Consider the following 18,942-nt stretch of genomic DNA (forward strand, 5'->3'; position numbering starts at 1 on the left):
GCCGATACAGGTGAAGGCAGCTTGCGGTGGCGTTCGTTTGCGGCATCCCGTCCGGTTTTGTTTGTCTGCATGATGGCGGGTCGTACCTGTCGCAAAATTCACCGTCAACGAGACGGCCATGGATTGGAGTAAAGCAGTTGTTCAAAAAGTCCGCATGTTACCTGAGCCTTTTATTGCTCGTTGCGCCATTGGTCGCTACGGCCGAGGACGGCGATCCGGCCCAGGCGCAAACCACACTGGCGCAACTGTCGGTCAATTGCCCCGAATTGGCCGGTGGCGTCGACTTTCCGACGGTGATGAGCCTGCAGGCGCTTTACCAGCAAAACGCAGGCCAGGCGATCTGGACGGACGACGGGCGGTTGCAGGCGTTGCAAACCCAGCTACAGCAACTGGCCGATGACGGACTCGATCCGGCCCGTTACGACCTGCCGGACGAGGGCCGTTACGCCAACGCGGCCTGTACCGACATCGCCATCAGCCAACGCTACCTGCAAGCCCTGCATGAATTGCGTTTCGGCCATCTGCCACAGAATCGCCTGGAGCCGATCTGGAAAGCCAATCCCCAGTTGCCGGACCGGCAGGCCATGGTGTTGCATTTCGCCGTGGCGGGCCTGCAAGACCCGGCAGAGGCTTTCGAGTTGGCGCGGCCGAGCCTGGCGCTTTATCGCGACCTGCGCGAACTCTACGCGAGACAACGACAGCAGCCCCTGGCGAACTGGCAATCGGTGCCCAGCGGCCCCTTGTTGCAACCGGACAAGCGCGACGCCCGCGTACCGGCCCTGGCCCGGCGCCTGTTCAACGAAGGCTACCTCAGCGTGCCGCCACTCGACGCCGATGAGCATTACAGCGCGAGCCTCGTGGAGGCGATGAAAAGCTTCCAGCTTCATCATTCACTGCAAGCCGATGGGGTCGTCGGGCCCTGGACCGTCACCGAACTGAATATCAGCCCAGCCATGCGCCGCGAGCAGTTGCGCATCAACCTGGAGCGCATGCGTTGGCTGGCCCAGGACCTGGAGCCCGATAGCGTGCTGGTCAACGTGGCGGCGGCGCAACTGACGGTCTACCAGGGCGGCGCGCCCGTGTGGCAAACCCGCACCCAGGTGGGGCGTGCCGAACGCCAGACACCCTTGATCAAATCGCGCATCACTCGCCTGACGCTCAACCCCACGTGGACCATCCCGCCGACGATCATGCGTGAAGACAAACTGCCCGAGATTCGCCGCGACCCGGAGTTTCTCGCCCGGCATAACCTCAAGGTGCTCGATCGGGATGGCTTGCCGCTGGCGGTGGAAAATATCGATTGGGAACATCCTGGCGACCTGATGCTGCGCCAGGATGCCGGTGCGAAAAACCCGCTCGGAAAATTGGTGGTCCGCTTTCCCAATCCGTTCTCGGTGTACCTGCATGACACACCCAGCCAGGCACTGTTCAGCAAGGGCCCACGGGCTTTCAGTTCGGGCTGCGTGCGCATCGAACAAGTCATGCACCTGCGGGACCTGTTGGTGACCCCTGCCGAGCGCACCCGGACCGATACGTTGCTGGCCAGCGAGCTGACTCATGAATTCAGGCTGGCCAAGCCCCTGCCGATCCTGCTGGGTTATTGGACGGTGCAGGCGGACAGCCAGGGTCAGGCCGTGTACATCCCGGATATCTATCAACGGGATGTCGCGTTGTCCACGGCTGGCCAGCGTGCACTCTGATCAGGCGCACTCAGCGTCGACCTGCGCGTGCGAGGTTTCTTCGACCCTCGGAAACAGCCGCTGGCCGAGGGCAAGCGCGGCTTGCAAATGGGCTTTCGGATCGAGGGATTCCGATTCCAGCAAGCGTACGGAACTCACCACCCGCGCACCGCAGTAATCGAAAATCCCGTGGTCGATCTGCGTGATCATCGCCTGGTCGTAGCCATGACGTTGGAAACTGTCGGCATCGGCCCCTCCGAGCGCTACGAGATGGACCCGCAATCGCTGGAGCTTCTGGGTAAACGACTCGGCGAGCTTGTAATCAAATGCCCAACCATTGGAAAACACTCGATCAATCCAACCCTTGAGCAGCGCTGGCATCGACCACCAGTAGATCGGGTAAACCAGCACGAGCGCGTCGGCCCGGTCGATTCTCGCTTGTTCAGCCAGCACATCCGCGGGTGGCATGGCCTCGCGGCGGTGGACGGCATGGTCGGCGAGGCCAAAGCGTGGATCGAAACCTTCGGCGGCCAGGTCGGCAATCTCGAAGGTATTGGCGCGGTTGGCTTGGGTGATCCCGTCGCCGATGGCCTGGGCCAGCGCATGGGTCAGGGAGCGGGGGTCATGGTGGGCAACAACGATTAGCGCGTGCATAGCGAATCTCCTTCTGGCATCACACAACGTCAAGCGAGTATGCTTGGTTAAGTTACGAACAGTAAGTTACGGTTGGTAAAGTTAGCATGTCAAGCACCGAAGAAAATTCATCGTCTTCCCCGGCGCCCCGTCGACGCCTGGCCCGCGCGGATCGCCAACGGCAATTGTTGGATGTCGCCTGGCGGCTGGTGCGCGAGGAGGGCAGCGAAGCACTGACGCTCGCCCGGCTCGCGGAACAGGCTGGCGTGACCAAGCCGATCGTCTACGATCATTTCGTCACTCGATCAGGGCTTTTGGTCGCGCTGTACCAGGATTTCGATGCGCGCCAAACGGCCCTGATGGACGCAGCGCTCGAGGCCAGCGAGCCCATCCTGGAAAGTCGTTCGCAGGTGATTGCCGATGCCTTCGTCGAGTGCGTGCTGCTTCAGGGCAGGGAAATTCCTGGCGTCAGCGCAGCCCTGAGCAGTTCACCTGAGCTGGAGCTCATCAAGCGGGAATACGAAAGGATCTTCCTGGATAAATGCCGGTCGGTACTGGAGCCGTTCGCCGGGAACGGGCGTCTTTCCCAAGCGAGCCTGCGGGCGATGCTGGGGGCGGCGGAGGCGTTGTCCGATGCGGCGGCCAATGGGGACATCAGCGCGGACGAGGCCAAGCAGGAGTTGTTCGTGACCATCGTTGCGATGGTCGAGCGGGCTGCTGGAACTTCCTCAAGCTGACCCACCGTCTTCGCGAGCAAGCTCGCTCCCACAAGGGTTCGTGTCGTTTGCACGACCTGTGGGAGCGAGCTTGCTCCGGGCGGCGATCCGACGAAGACGGCGGCACATTCAACCAATCTCCCGCTGACCCACCACCCATCAAGAAAAAACGAACCCCAGGCGCCTTTTCCGGTTCTTAACTGATGTCCCCTGATAACAGGGGCATCAGGCGGGGCCGCGGTCTTGCCCACCAAACACTGCGATCAGAGGAGGCGACATGCCCAACTCCTTCCATTCGCCCTGGTGGAAGAACGCTGTGATCTACCAGGTTTATCCTCGCTCTTTTGCCGATGCCAACGGCGATGGCATTGGCGATCTCCCCGGATTGACTGCACGCCTGGACCATCTGCAACGGCTGGGCATCGACGCGTTGTGGTTGTCGCCTGTGTACCGCTCGCCGATGTGTGACGCGGGCTACGATATCTGCGACTACATCGACGTCGATCCGCTGTTCGGCAACCTCGCGGACCTGGATGCATTGATTGCCCAGGCCCACGAACGCGGCTTGAAAGTGCTGCTCGACTTCGTGCCCAACCACACCTCCGACCAACATCCATGGTTCATCGAATCGCGTTCCCGCCGCGACAACCCCAAGCGCGACTGGTACATCTGGCGGGACGAACCCAACAATTGGCGGGCCTCGATCGACGGCGGCAGCGCCTGGACCTGGGACGAGACCAGCCAGCAGTACTACCTGCATTTCTTCCTGCCGCAACAACCGGATCTCAACTGGCACAACCCCGAAGTCGTCGCCGCCATGCATCAGGTGTTGCGCTTCTGGCTCGAGCGCGGCGTCGATGGGTTTCGCGTCGACGTGGTGCATTGCGTCGGCAAGGACCAGAGCTTCGCCGACGACCCGCGCTGCATGGCCGGCGAAACCATGGTCAAGATCAATGACCAGCCCTACAGCCATGAAGTGCTGCGCGGGCTGCGGCGCCTGGTGGACAGCTACCCCGGCGAGCGGGTGCTGATCGGCGAAGTGAACATCCGCTCCACGGCGCAGGTGGCGGCCTACTACGGCGCCAGTGACGAGCTGCACATGTCCTTCAACTTCCCGCCGCTGGACGCGCCCTGGGATCCGGTGGTGTTTCGCATGTGCATCCGCGAAGTGGAAAACGACCTCGGCCCCTTGCAGGCCTGGCCCACCTGGGTGCTGTCCAATCATGACAACAGTCGTCATCGCAGTCGCTACGGCGGCTCATTGCGCCGGGCCCGGGCGGCGGCGGTGATGTTGCTGACGCTGCGCGGCACGCCATTCATCTATCAGGGCGAAGAACTGGGATTGGAAGATACCCAAGTGACCGCCCAGACCCGCGTCGATCCCGGTGGACGCGATGGCAGCCGAGCACCGCTGCCTTGGACCCAGCGAGCGCCTCACGGCTGGTCGGGACAGGCGCCTTGGCTGCCTTTTGCACCCGATGCAGGCGCACTGTCCGTTGAGGCGCAAGAACGTGCCGACGATTCGGTGCTGGCGCTCTACCGCCGCTTGCTGGCCTGCCGACGCAACAGCCTGGCGCTGCGCCTGGGCGGCTGGGAAGAACTGCCGTCGCATCCGCAAGTGCTGGCTTATCGTCGCCGTTGCGAGGGCGACGAGCGCCTGGTCTGCATCAACTTTGCCGACCATGAGCAGACGTTTCCCCTGGCCGACCCCTGGCGCGTGGAAGTCGCCAGCGACGGGGCGGATGAAGGCCAGCCGTTCAGCGGTCGACTGGCCGCCGAGCAGGCATTGATCCTGTGTCGATAAGGAGTGACCGATGAAAGCCAACTGGCACCGCAATACCTTGATCTATCAAATCGATCCTTCCTTGTTCTACGACAGCAACGGCGACGGCCGTGGCGACTTGAAGGGCATCATCCGGCAACTCGATTACCTGCAAGCGTTGGGCGTCGGTGCGCTCTGGCTGATGCCGTTGTATCGGTCACCGTTCAAGGACGCCGGCTATGACGTCAGCGATTTCATGGCGCTGGACCCGCGCTTTGGCAGCGAAGAGGATTTGCGCCAGTTGATCGTGCAGGCCGGTGAACGTGGCATCCGCGTGATCCTTGAACTGGTCGTGCAGCACACCAGCGACCAGCATCCCTGGTTCCTCCGGGCACGACGGGACAAGGGCAGCGTCTACCGGGATTACTACCTGTGGTCCGACACGCCGGTGGACGACGGCAACCAGCCAATCTTTCCCTCGGTGGAAGACAGCATCTGGCAGTGGGACGAGCAGGCAGGGCAGTACTATCGGCATCTGTTCTATCGCCACGAACCGGACCTGAACCTGGCGAACCCGCGGGTCGTCGAGGAGATCGAGCGGGTCATGGTCCACTGGCTCGAACTCGGTATCGCCGGCTTTCGCCTCGATGCCGCTTCCCATCTGGTGGAACAGGCCGGAGGTGGCGATGAAGAGCAGGGTGTCTGGGTGCTGGATCGGTTGTTCAAGTGCATGACCGAGATCAATCCCGAAGGGGTGCTAATGGGCGAAGTGGACGTCGAGCCGGAGCGCTACAGCCATTATTTCGGCACCGGGGAGCGCCTGGGCCTGGTGCTGGATTTCTGGGTCAACAATCACCTGTTCCTGGCCCTGGCCCGCGGCGAAGCCGAACCCCTGCAACGGGCGATCACCCGGCGGCCCGCACCACCGGACGGCGCGAATTACGCGGTGTGGCTGCGCAACCGTGACGAGCTCGACCTGGAGCGCCTGAGCGAGCAGGAGCGCGAAGAGGTGATGCAGGCCTTCGCTCCGGAGCCGGACATGCGCTTGTATGGCCGAGGTATTCGCCGACGCCTGGCGCCAATGCTCGACGGTGACGTGCGTCGCCAGGCATTGGCCCAGGCGTTGTTGCTGTCGCTGCCCGGCACGCCGATCGTGCGCTACGGCGAAGAAATTGGAATGGGCGACGACCTGTCCCGCCCGGAGCGTCTGTCGGTGCGCACGCCCATGCAATGGAATGACCAGGCCAACGGCGGATTTTCCTCGGCCCGACGCCCGACCGTCCCGGTGATCGATGAAGGGCGGTTTGCCTACACGCATTTGAACGTTGCAGGCCAACTGAAAGACCCCGAATCGTTGTTGAGCCGGGCACGTCAATTGTTGCGGGCCCGCGCGGACCTGAAGGAAGTTGGCGACGGCAAGGCACAACTGCTGACGGTCGACCATCCAGCAGTGTTCGCCATCGCCCATGTCTGCGAGGCCACCTCGATCATGCTGGCGAACCTCGGCAAGGACGCGGTCACGGTGCGGTTGCGGGAAATGGACCTGGAGGGTTTCGAGGAAGTGTTGTCCGACAGTCCGTACCCGACCAGGAAACAATCGGGCCTGACCTTGCACGGATACGGTTATCGGTGGTTCCGCCGCGTCGGCTCAAAACAATAGCAGCACGACTGACAGCAAACCGCCGGTGGCGAGCAGCAGCGCCGATACCTGGGTCGAACTCAGGGCCAACGCGGAATCCCGTGAGCGGCCGCTGAACCGCCCACGGGTACGATGCAAAGGCTCCTGCGGTTCGAACAGGTTATCCGGGCGCTGAGGGTCGTCATCCTCGTTGGTCATCTGTCCTGAATAGGCGTTACGGGCCAGCAAGCGATCAAGCAGTCCCGGCATCAGGCAAGTCCCGACGATGGCCTTGAGCGAGGCCGCACCCAGCCACAATTCCCTGGGCGTACGCTTGACCACGCTGAATATTGCCCGGGCGGCCACGTCCGGGTCATGAATCGGCGGCACCGGTTGCACACGCTTGCCCAACTTGTTGCGCGCCCAATCGAACTGCGGTGTGTTGATCGCAGGCAGTTGCACCATGCAGACCTTGATATCGCTGTGCTCGTGAAGCAGTTCGCAGCGCAAGGAATCAGTGAAGCCTCGCACCGCGAACTTGGCCCCGCAATAGGCCGCCTGCAGCGGAATGGCGCGGTAGGCCAGCGCCGAACCGACCTGGATAATCACCCCACGATTGCGCGGTCCCATCAGGTCCAGCGCCGTGAGGGTGCCGTGGACGGTACCCAAGTAAGTCACCTCGGTCACCCTGCGGATTTCCTCGGCATTCAACTGGCGGATGGGCGAAAACACCGTGACCATCGCGCAGTTGACCCACACACCGACCGGTCCCAGTTCCCGCTCCATTCGTTGAGCCGCATCGAATAGCGCTTCGGCGTCGGCGACATCGACGCTGATCCCCAGGCACGTCGCACCCAATTGATCCAGTTCTTCCGCCGTGGCCGCCAATGCTTGTTCGCCCCGGGCCAACAAGCCGACCCGGTAGCCCGCGACAGCGAATCGGTGTGCGGTGGCGCGCCCGACGCCGGCGGTGGAACCACAGATCACCACCACAGGTGGGTTTCGCTCATCCATTGTGCTTGCTCCGCAGCTCCTTCCAAGGGTCAGTGGGGGCGCGCGACGCCGCGCAGCAGGTTGGCGCTGACTTTATCGGCGTTGCAACTGGCGACGTTGGCCAGCGAGACCATGCCCACCAGGCGCTTGTCACGGTTCACCACCGGCAGGCGGCGTTTTTCGATCTGGGCCCTGTTCTTGGCGACGTGGTCGATCTCTTCGTCATCGAAGCAATAGCGCACCTCATCGCTCATGATCCGACTGACCGGGGTGTCCATGTTCATGCCTTCGGCCATGGCTCGAACCACCAAGTCGCGGTCGGTCACCATCCCGGCCATGCGGTCGTCCTGATTGATCACCAGCGCGCCGATATCGGCCTGGCGCATGATCAGCGCGACTTCGCGCAATGGGGTATCAGGCGAGATCGTGCGGACTTCCCGACTCATGATTTCATTGATTTTCATCGTTGAATCTCCTTCGTTTCGGGGTGGACAACAAGCCACTGTCAGGCGTCGCGAGTTGCTTGTGCGGCGACCGGACGGGCTCCTCACTTATTGTGAAAATCGGGGTTGGCGATGGTTCAGGATTTTTGCCGGCGGGTTTGAAGGGGTGCACTTTTATGAAGCCGCAGGTGGGTTGCCGCACCATCGCAAGGCAGAGGGTGGTGCTAGTGAAACGGTAGCTGGCGCCGGTCAGCTTGAGGTGGCAGGGCGGGCCTCTTCGCGGGCAAGCCCGCTCCCACAGGGGATTGTGGGATGCCCATGAGGTTGTCGCGGCTGGTCAAGCAAGGTTTGGCACGCTCGCTGCAAGACGTTGTCCAGGTCCACCGTGAACACAATCGAGTGGGCAGCCCCGTCGGTCAACGAAGATCGAGTGCCAGCAGGCCGGGGGATAACGGTAGATCAGGGCGCAGTCGCCGGATCGATACCGCACAGAACAGGCAAAGACGCCTGGAACCGCAAGGTTTCAGGCGTCTTTTTTTTGCTTTCAAAAAACCGTGATGGGCTTTTGTCGGGTGCTTTTATGAATTCCAACGTTGCTTCCCTGAACAAGCTGCAAACGCTGATCGTGATCGGCAATGGCATGGTCGGCCACCACTGCGTCGAGCAACTGATCGAGCGCGGCGCCCTCAACCATTACCGCGTGCATGTCTTCAGCGAAGAGCCGATGCGTGCCTACGACCGCGTGCACCTGTCCGAGTATTTTTCCGGCCGGGACGCCGAATCGCTGGCCTTGGGCGAAGCCTCGTTGTACCAGACCCCTGGCGTCACGCTGCACCTGGGCGTGCCGGTACTGGAAATCGACCGTCAGGCGCACGAAGTGGTCACCGCCGGGGAACGCATCCGCTACGACAAGCTGGTGCTCGCCACCGGTTCTTACCCGTTCGTGCCACCGATCCAGGGCGCCGAAGGCGATTCCTGCCTGGTCTACCGTACGCTCGAAGACCTCGATGCCATTCGTGCCGCCGCGAGCAATGCCCGTCGTGGCGTAGTCGTCGGCGGTGGCTTGCTGGGCCTGGAGGCGGCCAACGCCTTGAAAACCCTTGGCCTGGAAGCCCACGTCGTCGAATTCGCCCCACGGTTGATGCCGGTGCAACTGGACGAGCAGGGCGGGCTGGCCCTCAAGGCGCGCATCGAGAAACTCGGCGTCGGCGTGCATTTGTCCAAGGGCACCGAATCCATCAGCACGGGTGAGCAATACCGCTATCGGATGAACTTCGGCAGCGACGATTTCCTCGAAACCGACCTGATCGTGTTTTCCGCCGGTATCCGCGCCCAGGACGCCCTGGCCCGCCAATGCGAGCTGCAAATCGGCCCGCGCGGTGGCGTGGTGATCGACGATCATTGCCAGAGCAGCGACCCGGACATCTACGCCATCGGTGAATGCGCGGCGTGGAATGGCAGCATCTTCGGGCTGGTCGCGCCGGGCTACCAGATGGCCCGCAACGTCGCCGCGCGCCTTTGTGGCGAAGCCGGCGAGGCTTTCACCGGCGCGGACATGTCCACCAAGCTCAAGCTGCTGGGCGTCGATGTCGGCTCCATCGGCGACGCGCACGGCCATACGCCGGGTTCGCGCAGCTTCCAGTTCATCGACGGAACCAGCGCCAGCTACCGGCGCCTGGTGGTCGATGCTGACGGCAAGCGCGTGATTGGCGCCGTACTGGTCGGCGACAACAGCTACTACGACACGCTCTTGCAGTACATGCAGAACGGCATCGCCTTGCCCAAGGATGCCGCCAGCCTGATCCTGCCGTCCTCCGAAGGCGCCCCGACACTCGGCCCGGCGGCGTTGCCTGAAGCCGCGACCATCTGCTCGTGCCACAACGTCACCAAGGGCTCGATCTGCTCGGCCATCGACGGCGGCTGCACCGATCTCGGCCAGCTCAAGTGCGACACCAAGGCCGGCACCGGCTGCGGCGGTTGTGCGGCCCTCGTCAAGCAAGTCTTTGAGCACGAACTGATCGCCCGTGGCGTCAGCGTCGATAAGAGCCTGTGTGAACATTTCGCCTACACCCGCCAGGAGCTGTATGCGCTGGTGCGAGTGGAAGGGATCATCAGTTTCGAAGAGCTGTTGGCCAAACACGGTCGCGGCCACACCGGTTGCGACCTGTGCAAGCCGGCGGTGGGTTCGATCCTGGCGTCGTGCTGGAACCAGCCGATCATGGATCCGCACCTGGTGCCATTGCAGGACACCAACGACACCTTCATGGCGAACATGCAGAAGAACGGTACCTACTCGGTGGTACCACGCATTGCCGGTGGGGAAATCACCGCTGACAAACTGATCGCCATCGGCGTCGTCGCGAAGAAATACGACCTCTACACCAAGATCACCGGCGGCCAGCGCATCGACTTGTTCGGCGCGCAGTTGCACCAGTTGCCGGACATCTGGGCCGAACTGATCGAAGCCGGCTTCGAAACCGGCCACGCCTACGGCAAGTCGACGCGCACGGTGAAGTCCTGCGTGGGCAGCACCTGGTGCCGCTACGGCGTGCAGGACAGCGTGCAAATGGCCCTGACCATCGAGGACCGCTACAAAGGCCTGCGCTCGCCGCACAAGCTCAAGTTCGCCGTGTCCGGTTGCACCCGTGAATGCGCCGAAGCCCAGAGCAAGGACGTCGGCGTCATCGCCACCGAAAAAGGCTGGAATCTCTATGTGGCCGGCAACGGCGGCATGCGTCCGCGCCACGCCGAGCTGTTCGCCACCGACCTGGACGACGCGACGCTGATCCGCTACATCGACCGCTTCCTGATGTTCTACATCCGCACCGCCGACAAGCTGCAACGCACCTCGGTCTGGCGTGAAAGCCTGGAAGGTGGCCTGGACTACCTCAAGGACGTGATCATCCACGACAGCCTGGGCCTGGGTGCCGAGCTCGAAGCGCAGATGCAGCTGGTGGTCGACCGCTACGAATGCGAGTGGGCCAACGCCTTGAAGGACCCGGAAAAACTCAAGCGCTTCCGGACCTTCGTCAACGACAAGCGCGGCGATCCGGACGTTCATTTCGTCCGCGAGCGCGGCCAGCGCCGGCCGGTGCATGCCGGCGAACTTCACCTGATTCCCGTCACCGAGGAGGTGCTCTGATGAGCCAGTCAAACGTCGTTCGTATCGCTCAAGAACCCCAGCAATGGCGCGCCCTGTGCAGCCGCGAGGACCTGGTACCGAACTCCGGCGTGGTCGCCTGGCATGACGGCAACCAAGTGGCGCTGCTGTACCTGCCGGAACATGCGGACAAGCCGTTGTACGCCGTCGACAACCGCGACCCGAAGTCCGGCGCCAACGTCATCGGTCGTGGATTGCTGGGCAACATCAAGGGCGAGCTGGTGATTGCCTCGCCGATGTACAAACAGCATTTCCGCCTGGAAGACGGCCATTGCCTGGAATACCCCGAGCAGCGCCTGCGGGTGTGGCCGGTGCGGCTCAACGGTGATGTGGTGGAGATTGGCGAAGACTGATTGGCTTACCCATTTGTGGCGAGGGGATTTATCCCCGCTGGGCTGCGCAGCGGCCCCAAATTCTTACGGTCGCTACGCAACCGAGCAGGGATCAATCCCCTCGCCATAGGAATGGTTTCGCTTGAATTATTGTTTTATTCGCAACCTGGGGATTAACAATGAAAACCGCCGCCCAACTGGTAAGACTCAAGAGCGTGCAGAACCAGCAGGTCCACAGCATCGCACCGGAGCAGACCGTGCTCGAAGCGTTGCAGATCATGGCCGAGAAAAACGTCGGCGCATTGCCGGTCATCGAAGGCGGGCAAGTGGTGGGGGTATTCAGCGAGCGGGATTACGCGCGCAAAATGGTGCTCAAGGGCCGCTCATCCGTGGGCACTACGGTGCGCACCATCATGAGCACACCGGTGATCACCGCCGACAGTCAGCAAAGCATCGACCGCTGCATGGAAGTCATGACCGACAGCCACTTGCGACACCTGCCGGTGCTGGATAACGGTGAGTTGATCGGCCTGTTGTCCATTGGCGACCTGGTGAAGGAATCACTCGTCGAGCAAGCGGACCTGATCCGGCAGTTGGAGCATTACATTCGCGGGCATTGAGCCCCGCGAATCCTATCCCAGCGCCAGCAACTGCCGGATCAACTTCGGCGTACTGCCGGTCCAGCGCTTGAACGAGCGGCGAAAGTTCGCCGTATCGTTGAAGCTCAGGTACTGCGCCACTTCCTCGTTGCTGAACCCCTTGATCTGATACAGGTACAGCGCCACGTGCGTGTGCACCCGGTCCACCTGTTGCTGGAACCCGGTGTGGTGCTTGTGCAACTTGCGCTTGAGCGTTGCCGGGCTCATGGCGAAGGCCTGTGCGGTCTGTTCCAGGCTTGGCGTTTGCTGTACGTGGGCATGCAGATAGTCGTAGAGGCAGTCTAGGAAGCTCGACGCGAAACCCAATTGGTCGACCTGCTCCCGGGCTTCGATCCGCGCGACTTGGCCAGCGGTCGCCGAGGTGTTGGGCCAGGGTTGGGCCAGGCAATGACGGGGCAGGCGCATCATATCCAGCGGTCGATTGAACTGGCTGTTCTCGCCCAGGTGCACCCAATATTGTTCGACGTAACGCGGTTCGTCATGGCGAAAATTGCATTGCCAGGGCAGGCGTTCACCGCTGAGCCAGGCACTCATCGCCACCATCGACGTCATGCTGGCTTCGAGCACGAAGCGCCATTGCTCATCGGCGCCGCAGCTGTCCAGCCAGTGGATGTAAGCGTACTGCTCGTCCAGCAACAAACGAGGTGCGGCCAACGGGCTGAGCAGCAGTTGATAGTCGAGCAGTGTGTCCAGCGCCTGATGCAGATTCTGGGCGTGACGCAGGGCATGGCTGGCCGGTCCGTAGTGGCCGGGCAAGAGTCGTTGGCCGAACAGGAAGCTGCTGTCGTTGGCATCCAGCAGCCGTCGGCTGTTATCGATCAGGCCGAGAAACTGTTGCGGGCTGATGCGGCTTCGGCCTGCGAGGATATCGTCGTGGAACAGGCCGGTGCCGCGCAGCAGGCGATGACTGTCGATGTCCCGCGACAGCGCCAGGTCGATCAGCGTCGCCGGTTGATAGTGCCCCGCAATGAAGCGGCTGTCGGATTCGTACCAATGGGTCTTGAGTGTCATCGGCCAGCCTCAGGCGCTTTTCGCCAGCGTGTGCCGGGTTTGGGCCAGCGTCAGGTTCAGGCGTTTGAGCAAGGCTTCAGGGGTTTCGTCGAACGCCATCACCACCGCCGTGCTGGCCGCCAGTTGCAAGCGCTCGCCGTGTTGCCGGGTCTTGTGGGCGAGGCTGCGAACCGCCTGTTCCAGCTCCTTGGCCTGGCGCAGGCCCTGACTTTCACCCGTGTCGGGCAGCAGCACGACGAAGCGGTCACCGGCGAGGCGGCATACCAGGTCCTGGCGCCGCAGGTTCATCACCAGCAGTTGGCTGACGGCTTGCAACACGGCGTCGCCTTCGCTGTGGCCGAAACGCTGGTTGATCGCGGCGAAGTTGTCGAGGTCCAGGGCCAACAGCGACAGGGGCTGCTGCCGGCGCCGGCTGTCCTCCAGGCTGGCGGTCAGTTCATGCTTGAGAAAGTCCGCGCCGCCCAAAGGCGTGAGTTTGTCGAACAGACGGTGCTCGCGAAACAGCCGCTCGCGCTTCTCCATCTGCCCGTTGATCGCCAGTTGCTCGCGGTGCCAATGGTAAATGCCCAGCGTCAGCAGGATCATGCCCACCGGCATCGGTCCGGATTCGAGCCAATGGTCCCAGGTGATGGTGTCGGGTAGGTGGATGAACTCGTCGAGGCTGTCGATCCACCAGGAAAAGAAAATGCAGCCCAGGCCCAGGACCAGGTAGTTGGTCACCCGCCCGGCGGGGCGGCTTTTCAGGACCAGGCCCAGCCACACCAGCGCCAGCAGCGCCGAGCCACCCTCGCCGAGAATGTCCAGCCAGACCCATTGCTCCACGGATTTGATCGAACCGTTGGCCAGATGCAGGATCAGCCCGAGGTTCGCCGCCAGCAGTAGCAGGGCGAGTTTGAGACGGTGCGGGCGGAGCGTGGAAAACATGGCCGGAATCCTTTGCCAGAAGCGGAATGCGGCCAGCACAGCAGATGAATGTGACAGGGCGGTGACGGCGTGCAACGGAGCGGGGGAGGTCGAATCAGCTCACCGGTTATTCGGATTTTTTGCGGCAACACCGCCCCGTGGCGAGGGAGCTTGCTCCCGCTGGGCCTGTAGGAGCTGGCGAAGGCTCGGGCCGCGTTCGGACGATCTTTTGATCCAGAACCTTCGCTCTCAACTCAATGGGCTTTGGAAAGATCGCAGCCTCGCTTCGCTCGGCAGCTCCTACAGGGCCCAGCGGGAGCAAGCTCCCTCGCCACGGAGTTTCCGAGCGCGGTTCCAGTAGGTCATTTCAGCTCATTCAGGCTCGCCAGCCCCCTAAATCAGCTGATTGCAGCCCCTCCAGCCAAGCCCTGTCACAGAACCGTCATTCCCCACCCCTAGCGTGCCCTCCCAGTTGCCGGGCCGTTGCCTGGCGGATATTCGGATTCCTGGGGAGGACCACCATGCAGCACCGCACCAGCACCGCCGGGCTCGTCGGTTTTACGTTTACCGCCTTGGCCATGGCCGTGGCCAGCGAGCGATTGAGCGCTGCCGAGCCATCGGCCACCGAGCACGTCGAGGTGGTCGGCCAGGCCGCCAGTATCGACCAGGCCCTCAAGGAGCAACGCAGCGCCGACAGCATCAAGAGCGTGGTGCATGCCGACGGCGTGGCGCAGTTGCCGGATGAGAACGTCGCCGAAGCGGTGCAGCGCCTGCCGGGCATCAGCGTCGAACGCGACCAGGGCGAAGGTCGCTTCGTCAGCGTGCGTGGGCTGGGGCCGGACCTCAACAGCGTGACCATCAATGGCACGCTGGTGCCGGCCCCGGAGAGCGAGCGTCGCGCGGTCGCCCTCGACGTGCTGCCCTCGGAGCTGGTGCAGTCGCTGTCGGTGATCAAGACCCTGACGCCGGACATGGACGCCAACTCACTGGGCGGTACGGTGGACGTCAAGAGCCTCTCGGCTTTCGATCATGAAGGCCTGTTCTACACCGGCAGCAGCGAAGCCAGTTATGACAAGAACACCGCCCAGACCAGCCCGAAATTCTCCGGCGCCATCAGCGATCGTTTCAGCCTGGGCGACGGCATCGACAACTTCGGCGTCGCTGCCGCGCTGAGCTGGCAGAAGCGTGACTTCGGTTCGGACAACGTCGAAACCGGCGGTGCCTGGGATTTCGAGCAAGGCTCACGGCTCGAAGAATTCGAGCAGCGCGACTACGACATCCGCCGCGAGCGCGCCGGCGGCGGGCTGAATTTCGACTACAAGCCTGACGATTTCAGCAGCTATTACCTGCGCACGCTGTACAGCCGCTACAAGGACACCGAAACCCGCAACGCCGCCAGCATTGCCTTCGACAACCCGCAGGCACCAGGCGAAATCGGGCCTGCCGAGGGCGAACGCAAGCTCAAGCAGCGTGAAGAGACCCAGGAAATCCAATCCTATGTCCTCGGCGGCGAGCGCCTGTTCGGTCTCTGGACCTTGAGTGGCCAGGCCGGCTACAGCGAGTCCAGCGAGGACAGCCCCGGCCATATTGCCGGCGCAACGTTCAAGGGCATCGATGGTTTTGACGGCGGTTTCTACGACAGCGACAAGCCGCGGCCGATCATTGGCCCAGGCTTCTACGATCCCAACAACTTCAGCCTCGACAAGGTGGAGTGGGAGCAACAGAAAACCACCGACACCGAGAAGAACATGCGCCTGGATCTGGCCCGCGATTACGACTTGAAAGGCTACGCCTCCCAGATGAAGTTCGGCGGCAAGGTCAGCCGGCGCGACAAGGACAACGATCTCGACGCCTGGGTCTACGAGGATTTCGATGACCTGGGCTTCACCGACGAGCAACTCAATCTTGGCCAGTTCCAAAAGGGCACCGTGGATTACCGCCTCGGCCGGTTCGGTCCGGGTATCAGCGCCGACGCGATCAAGCAACTGCTGGGAGGTCTCGATCGCGATGCTTTCTTCGATGAGCAGGAGTCGCGGGTCAACGACTTCAAGATGAGCGAAGACATCAACGCCGCCTACCTGATGAACACCGTCGATGTTGACGATTGGCGCTTCATCGCCGGCATGCGCTACGAGGGCACCGAGTTCGAGGCCAAGGGCACCGGCGTCACCGACGGGGTCTTTACCGACACCGATACCCGCCGCCGATATCACCATTGGCTGCCAGGCCTGCACGCGCGGTATCAGCTGGACAAGAACACCCAGGTGCGCGCGGCCTGGACCAAGTCCGTGGTACGGCCAACCTTCGGCCAATTGGCGCCGGGATTTGTCATCGACGATGACGAGGCCACCTTCGGCAACCCGGACCTCAAGCCGCTGGAATCGAGCAACCTGGACCTGGGCATCGAACACTTCATGGGCCGCGCCGGCACCGTCTCGGCGTTCGTGTTCTACAAGGACATCCAGAACTTCGTCTACAACACTGACCTGGCCGGCACTGGCGCCTGGACCGATTTCGCCGAAGCCCACAGTTTCGCCAACGGCGACAGCGCCAAGCTCTATGGCCTGGAACTGGCTTACTCGCAAAAATTCGATTGGCTGCCAGCGCCATGGAACGGCCTGCTGCTGGGCGGCAACGCGACGTTCAGTCGATCCGATGCGCAAATCGAAGGGTTCGACCAGGCCAGCGGCACCCAGCGCAAGCGCAGCATCGACCTGCCAAACCAGTCGGACACGGTCGGCAACCTGATGCTGGGTTGGGAAAACGACAAACTCAGCCTGCGCCTCTCTGCCAACTACAAATCGGCCTACCTGTATGAGCTGGCCTCCATCAGCGACCGCGACCATGACCTGTATGTCGATGCCCAGACCTTCGTCGATTTCAGTGCCCGCTATTCGCTGACCAAGAATCTTCAAGTCAGCCTGGAAGCCCAGAACCTCACTGACGAGCCGTATTTCGTCTACACCGGCCACCGTTCCTACAACGGCCAGTACGAGGAATACGGACCGACCTACAAGCTGGGGCTGACGTTTACCCATTTTTGAATAGACCCCCATCCGCTGTGGCGAGGGAGCCGTTCAAGTTTGGCTCCATGACAAGGATTTTTCCGTTGAATACAAAGCTGTCTTTACCCAAGCATTACCTGCTGGCGTTGATCGCCTGCCTGATGACCAGCCACGCACAGGCCGCTCCGAGCCTGAAGCTGCAACCCTGGGCCCAGGACCTGTCGGCGAACGCGGTGGCGTTCCTGCCTGGCGAGGCCGCCACCGGGCGGTTGTTGGCCGGACGCGATGGGTTGTTGCTGCTCGATGACCAAGGGCGTGAACTGAGCCGCTTCAACGGCGCGTTCGATAGCCTGGATACCCGCGCCCTTGGCGCAAACGTGCTGGTGACCAGCCTCGACAGCGACCGCCAGCAAGCGCTGCTGGTCAGCCTTGATCCGCAGAAGCGCCAGTGGGGCACACCGCTTTATCTGCCAGCGCGGGATTTTCCGGTGAACGGCCTGTGCCTGTACCGCGACGAGGCGAGCAATCTGTTCGTGTTCCTGGTGGGTGAAGAAGGCCGGGGCGAGCAGTGGCTGGTGGGCCATGGCGAGCAGCTCAGCGAGCCCGCGCAACGGGTGCGTGGCCTGCCGTTGCCGCCGGATGCCACGACGTGCCAGGTACAGGACGACGCCAACCAATTGTTCGTCAATGAAGAGCGGGTGGGATGGTGGGCTTATCCGGCGTCCTCCGAGGCCGAGTCCGTGCGGGCGCCCGTGGCGATGCGGGCACCGTTCGGTGATATCCGCCAAGTGGCCGGTGCCATGGCCGCGCTGCCCGGGGGCATGCTCGGGTTGGACCCGCAAGCGGCGCAACTGCACCTGTATCAACAGCAGGACCAAGCGTGGGTCGCCCAGGCCAGGGTGCCGCTAACGGGCCTGAAGGAGCCGGAAAGCCTCGCCGTGCGCCTGACGAAAACCGGCGCCCAACTGTTGCTGCGTGACGATGATAACGGTCGTCTCTACCAAGGTGAGATCAATTGGCTGCCCGCACCGGTGCCGTCGACGCCGAAATTGCCCAACGTGGCCGCCATCGCCCAGAGCGAGCCGGTCGCCCGCCAAGGTGATGCGGCGGATGACCCGGCGATCTGGGTCCACCCGACCACACCCGCCCTGAGTCGAGTGCTGGGCACCAACAAGAAGCAAGGTCTGCTGGCTTACGACCTGCAAGGCAAGTTGTTGCAAGAGCTGCCGGTGGGTCGCCTCAACAATGTCGATGTGCGCAGCGGCTTCAAGTTGGGCTCGCAGACTGTCGACCTGGCCGTCGCCAGCAACCGTGACCGCAACAGCCTGAGCCTGTTCAGCATCGATCGCGCCAGCGGTGAGTTGCGTGAAGCTGGCGAAGTCCCGACGCCGCTCAAGGAAATCTACGGGATCTGCCTGTTCCAGCCCGAAAGCGGCGAGCTGTATGCCTTCGCCAATGGCAAGGATGGGCAATACCTGCAATACCGCTTGCACGCTGCGGATGGCTCGATCAAGGGCGAGTTGGTGCGCCAGTTCAGCGTCGACAGCCAACCCGAAGGCTGCGTGGCCGACGACCTGCGCCAACGGTTGTTTCTCGGCGAGGAAGACGTCGGCGTCTGGACAATGGATGCCCGTGCCGACCAACCGGCAACCCTGGGCAGCGTGATCAAGGTCGGCGCGCAACTGCACGCTGACGTCGAAGGCATCGCCTTGTACCAAAGCGCCGGCCACGACTACCTGGTGATCTCCAGCCAGGGCAACGACAGCTACGTGGTGCTCGATGCCCAGCCGCCCTATGCCGTGCGTGGAACCTTCAGGGTCGGGTTGAACGCCGCGGCGCGAATCGACGGTGCTTCGGAAACCGACGGCCTGGAGGTGGTTTCGGCCAACCTCGGGGGGGCTTGGAGCCGAGGCCTGCTGGTGGTCCAGGACGGGCGCAAGCGCATGCCTGAGCAAGCCCAGAACTTCAAGTTCGTGCCTTGGGCCGACGTGGCGAAAGCGCTAGGCCTGCCTTGAGCGGCGCCGTCAT

14 protein-coding genes are annotated in these 18,942 nt (G+C 62.7%); 9 read left to right on the forward strand and 5 right to left on the reverse strand.

Translation table 11 applies throughout. From position 1 onward, the window contains the following. The first annotated feature begins 137 nt into the window (after positions 1-137). A complete protein-coding gene (locus Q7C33_RS09315) occupies positions 138-1,700 on the forward strand; it encodes a L,D-transpeptidase family protein (RefSeq protein ID WP_323155524.1) in 1,563 nt (520 codons plus the stop codon). Here the strand turns inward: Q7C33_RS09315 and Q7C33_RS09320 are convergent, their stop codons facing one another. After that, entirely contained in the window at positions 1,701-2,333 is a 633-nt protein-coding gene (locus Q7C33_RS09320; RefSeq protein ID WP_217859559.1) for an NAD(P)H-dependent oxidoreductase, read from the reverse strand. Between the two features lie 86 nt (positions 2,334-2,419). On the opposite strand from Q7C33_RS09320, the gene Q7C33_RS09325 reads away from it, so the two are divergent. The 3 genes from Q7C33_RS09325 to Q7C33_RS09335 all read left to right on the forward strand — a co-directional run bounded on the left by Q7C33_RS09325 (position 2,420) and on the right by Q7C33_RS09335 (position 6,450). Continuing rightward, complete coding sequence (locus Q7C33_RS09325) at positions 2,420-3,049, forward strand: TetR/AcrR family transcriptional regulator (protein WP_407683263.1); 630 nt, start codon at positions 2,420-2,422, stop codon at positions 3,047-3,049. Positions 3,050-3,305: 256 nt separating this feature from the next. Next, positions 3,306-4,832 (forward strand): alpha-amylase family glycosyl hydrolase, encoded by a 1,527-nt coding sequence (locus Q7C33_RS09330; protein ID WP_407683264.1) that lies wholly within the window; start codon positions 3,306-3,308, stop codon positions 4,830-4,832. 10 nt (positions 4,833-4,842) lie between these two features. Beyond that, positions 4,843-6,450 carry an alpha-amylase family protein gene (locus tag Q7C33_RS09335; RefSeq protein ID WP_407683265.1) on the forward strand — a complete coding sequence of 536 codons (1,608 nt, stop codon included), beginning with the start codon at positions 4,843-4,845 and terminating at the stop codon, positions 6,448-6,450. Here Q7C33_RS09335 and Q7C33_RS09340 read toward each other — a convergent pair. Both Q7C33_RS09340 and Q7C33_RS09345 read right to left on the reverse strand, forming a co-directional pair. Further along, positions 6,439-7,422, reverse strand: a complete 984-nt coding sequence (locus Q7C33_RS09340; RefSeq protein WP_334597706.1) for an SDR family oxidoreductase — start codon at positions 7,420-7,422, stop codon at positions 6,439-6,441. The two genes, Q7C33_RS09335 and Q7C33_RS09340, sit on opposite strands and share 12 nt — an antisense overlap. A 29-nt stretch (positions 7,423-7,451) precedes the next feature. Next, positions 7,452-7,865 (reverse strand): CBS domain-containing protein, encoded by a 414-nt coding sequence (locus Q7C33_RS09345; protein WP_407683266.1) that lies wholly within the window; start codon positions 7,863-7,865, stop codon positions 7,452-7,454. Between the two features lie 559 nt (positions 7,866-8,424). Here Q7C33_RS09345 and nirB point away from each other — a divergent pair. The 3 genes from nirB (at position 8,425) to Q7C33_RS09360 (ending at position 11,956) form a co-directional block, all read left to right on the forward strand. Beyond that, positions 8,425-10,986 (forward strand): nitrite reductase large subunit NirB, encoded by a 2,562-nt coding sequence (gene nirB, locus Q7C33_RS09350; protein WP_407683267.1) that lies wholly within the window; start codon positions 8,425-8,427, stop codon positions 10,984-10,986. After that, positions 10,986-11,357 (forward strand): nitrite reductase small subunit NirD, encoded by a 372-nt coding sequence (nirD, locus tag Q7C33_RS09355; protein WP_030140672.1) that lies wholly within the window; start codon positions 10,986-10,988, stop codon positions 11,355-11,357. The genes nirB and nirD overlap by 1 nt, the downstream gene beginning before the upstream one ends. 158 nt (positions 11,358-11,515) lie before the next feature. Further along, complete coding sequence (locus tag Q7C33_RS09360) at positions 11,516-11,956, forward strand: CBS domain-containing protein (RefSeq protein WP_407683268.1); 441 nt, start codon at positions 11,516-11,518, stop codon at positions 11,954-11,956. Positions 11,957-11,968: 12 nt separating this feature from the next. Here the strand turns inward: Q7C33_RS09360 and Q7C33_RS09365 are convergent, their stop codons facing one another. Next, positions 11,969-13,006: an AraC family transcriptional regulator ligand-binding domain-containing protein gene (locus Q7C33_RS09365; protein ID WP_407683269.1), complete on the reverse strand. Its 1,038-nt coding sequence runs from the start codon at positions 13,004-13,006 to the stop codon at positions 11,969-11,971. Between the two features lie 9 nt (positions 13,007-13,015). Further along, positions 13,016-13,930, reverse strand: coding sequence for a GGDEF domain-containing protein (locus tag Q7C33_RS09370; RefSeq protein ID WP_407683270.1), 915 nt, complete (start codon positions 13,928-13,930; stop codon positions 13,016-13,018). Positions 13,931-14,430: 500 nt separating this feature from the next. Between Q7C33_RS09370 and Q7C33_RS09375 the strand changes: the two genes are divergently transcribed. After that, positions 14,431-16,953, forward strand: a complete 2,523-nt coding sequence (locus Q7C33_RS09375) for a TonB-dependent receptor (RefSeq protein ID WP_407683271.1) — start codon at positions 14,431-14,433, stop codon at positions 16,951-16,953. Positions 16,954-17,000: 47 nt separating this feature from the next. After that, the gene (locus Q7C33_RS09380) at positions 17,001-18,929 is read left to right on the forward strand and encodes a phytase (protein ID WP_033864534.1); all 1,929 of its coding nucleotides are present in this window, start codon (positions 17,001-17,003) and stop codon (positions 18,927-18,929) included. The last annotated feature ends 13 nt before the right edge of the window (positions 18,930-18,942 follow it).

The organism is Pseudomonas sp. BP11-1-1, assembly GCF_052112105.1.
Classification (GTDB): Bacteria; Pseudomonadota; Gammaproteobacteria; order Pseudomonadales; family Pseudomonadaceae; genus Aquipseudomonas; species Aquipseudomonas alvandae.

Excerpts from the sequence above, each read along its gene's own strand:
- Q7C33_RS09370 (WP_407683270.1), bottom strand. The coding sequence starts at position 13,930 with ATGTTTTCCACGCTCCGCCCGCACCGTCTCAAACTCGCCCTGCTACTG.
- Q7C33_RS09375 (WP_407683271.1), top strand. The coding sequence starts at position 14,431 with ATGCAGCACCGCACCAGCACCGCCGGGCTCGTCGGTTTTACGTTTACC.
- Q7C33_RS09320 (WP_217859559.1), bottom strand. The coding sequence starts at position 2,333 with ATGCACGCGCTAATCGTTGTTGCCCACCATGACCCCCGCTCCCTGACC.
- Q7C33_RS09325 (WP_407683263.1), top strand. The coding sequence starts at position 2,420 with ATGTCAAGCACCGAAGAAAATTCATCGTCTTCCCCGGCGCCCCGTCGA.
- Q7C33_RS09330 (WP_407683264.1), top strand. The coding sequence starts at position 3,306 with ATGCCCAACTCCTTCCATTCGCCCTGGTGGAAGAACGCTGTGATCTAC.
- nirD (WP_030140672.1), top strand. The coding sequence starts at position 10,986 with ATGAGCCAGTCAAACGTCGTTCGTATCGCTCAAGAACCCCAGCAATGG.
- Q7C33_RS09365 (WP_407683269.1), bottom strand. The coding sequence starts at position 13,006 with ATGACACTCAAGACCCATTGGTACGAATCCGACAGCCGCTTCATTGCG.
- Q7C33_RS09335 (WP_407683265.1), top strand. The coding sequence starts at position 4,843 with ATGAAAGCCAACTGGCACCGCAATACCTTGATCTATCAAATCGATCCT.
- Q7C33_RS09360 (WP_407683268.1), top strand. The coding sequence starts at position 11,516 with ATGAAAACCGCCGCCCAACTGGTAAGACTCAAGAGCGTGCAGAACCAG.
- Q7C33_RS09345 (WP_407683266.1), bottom strand. The coding sequence starts at position 7,865 with ATGAAAATCAATGAAATCATGAGTCGGGAAGTCCGCACGATCTCGCCT.
- Q7C33_RS09340 (WP_334597706.1), bottom strand. The coding sequence starts at position 7,422 with ATGGATGAGCGAAACCCACCTGTGGTGGTGATCTGTGGTTCCACCGCC.
- Q7C33_RS09380 (WP_033864534.1), top strand. The coding sequence starts at position 17,001 with ATGACAAGGATTTTTCCGTTGAATACAAAGCTGTCTTTACCCAAGCAT.
- nirB (WP_407683267.1), top strand. The coding sequence starts at position 8,425 with ATGAATTCCAACGTTGCTTCCCTGAACAAGCTGCAAACGCTGATCGTG.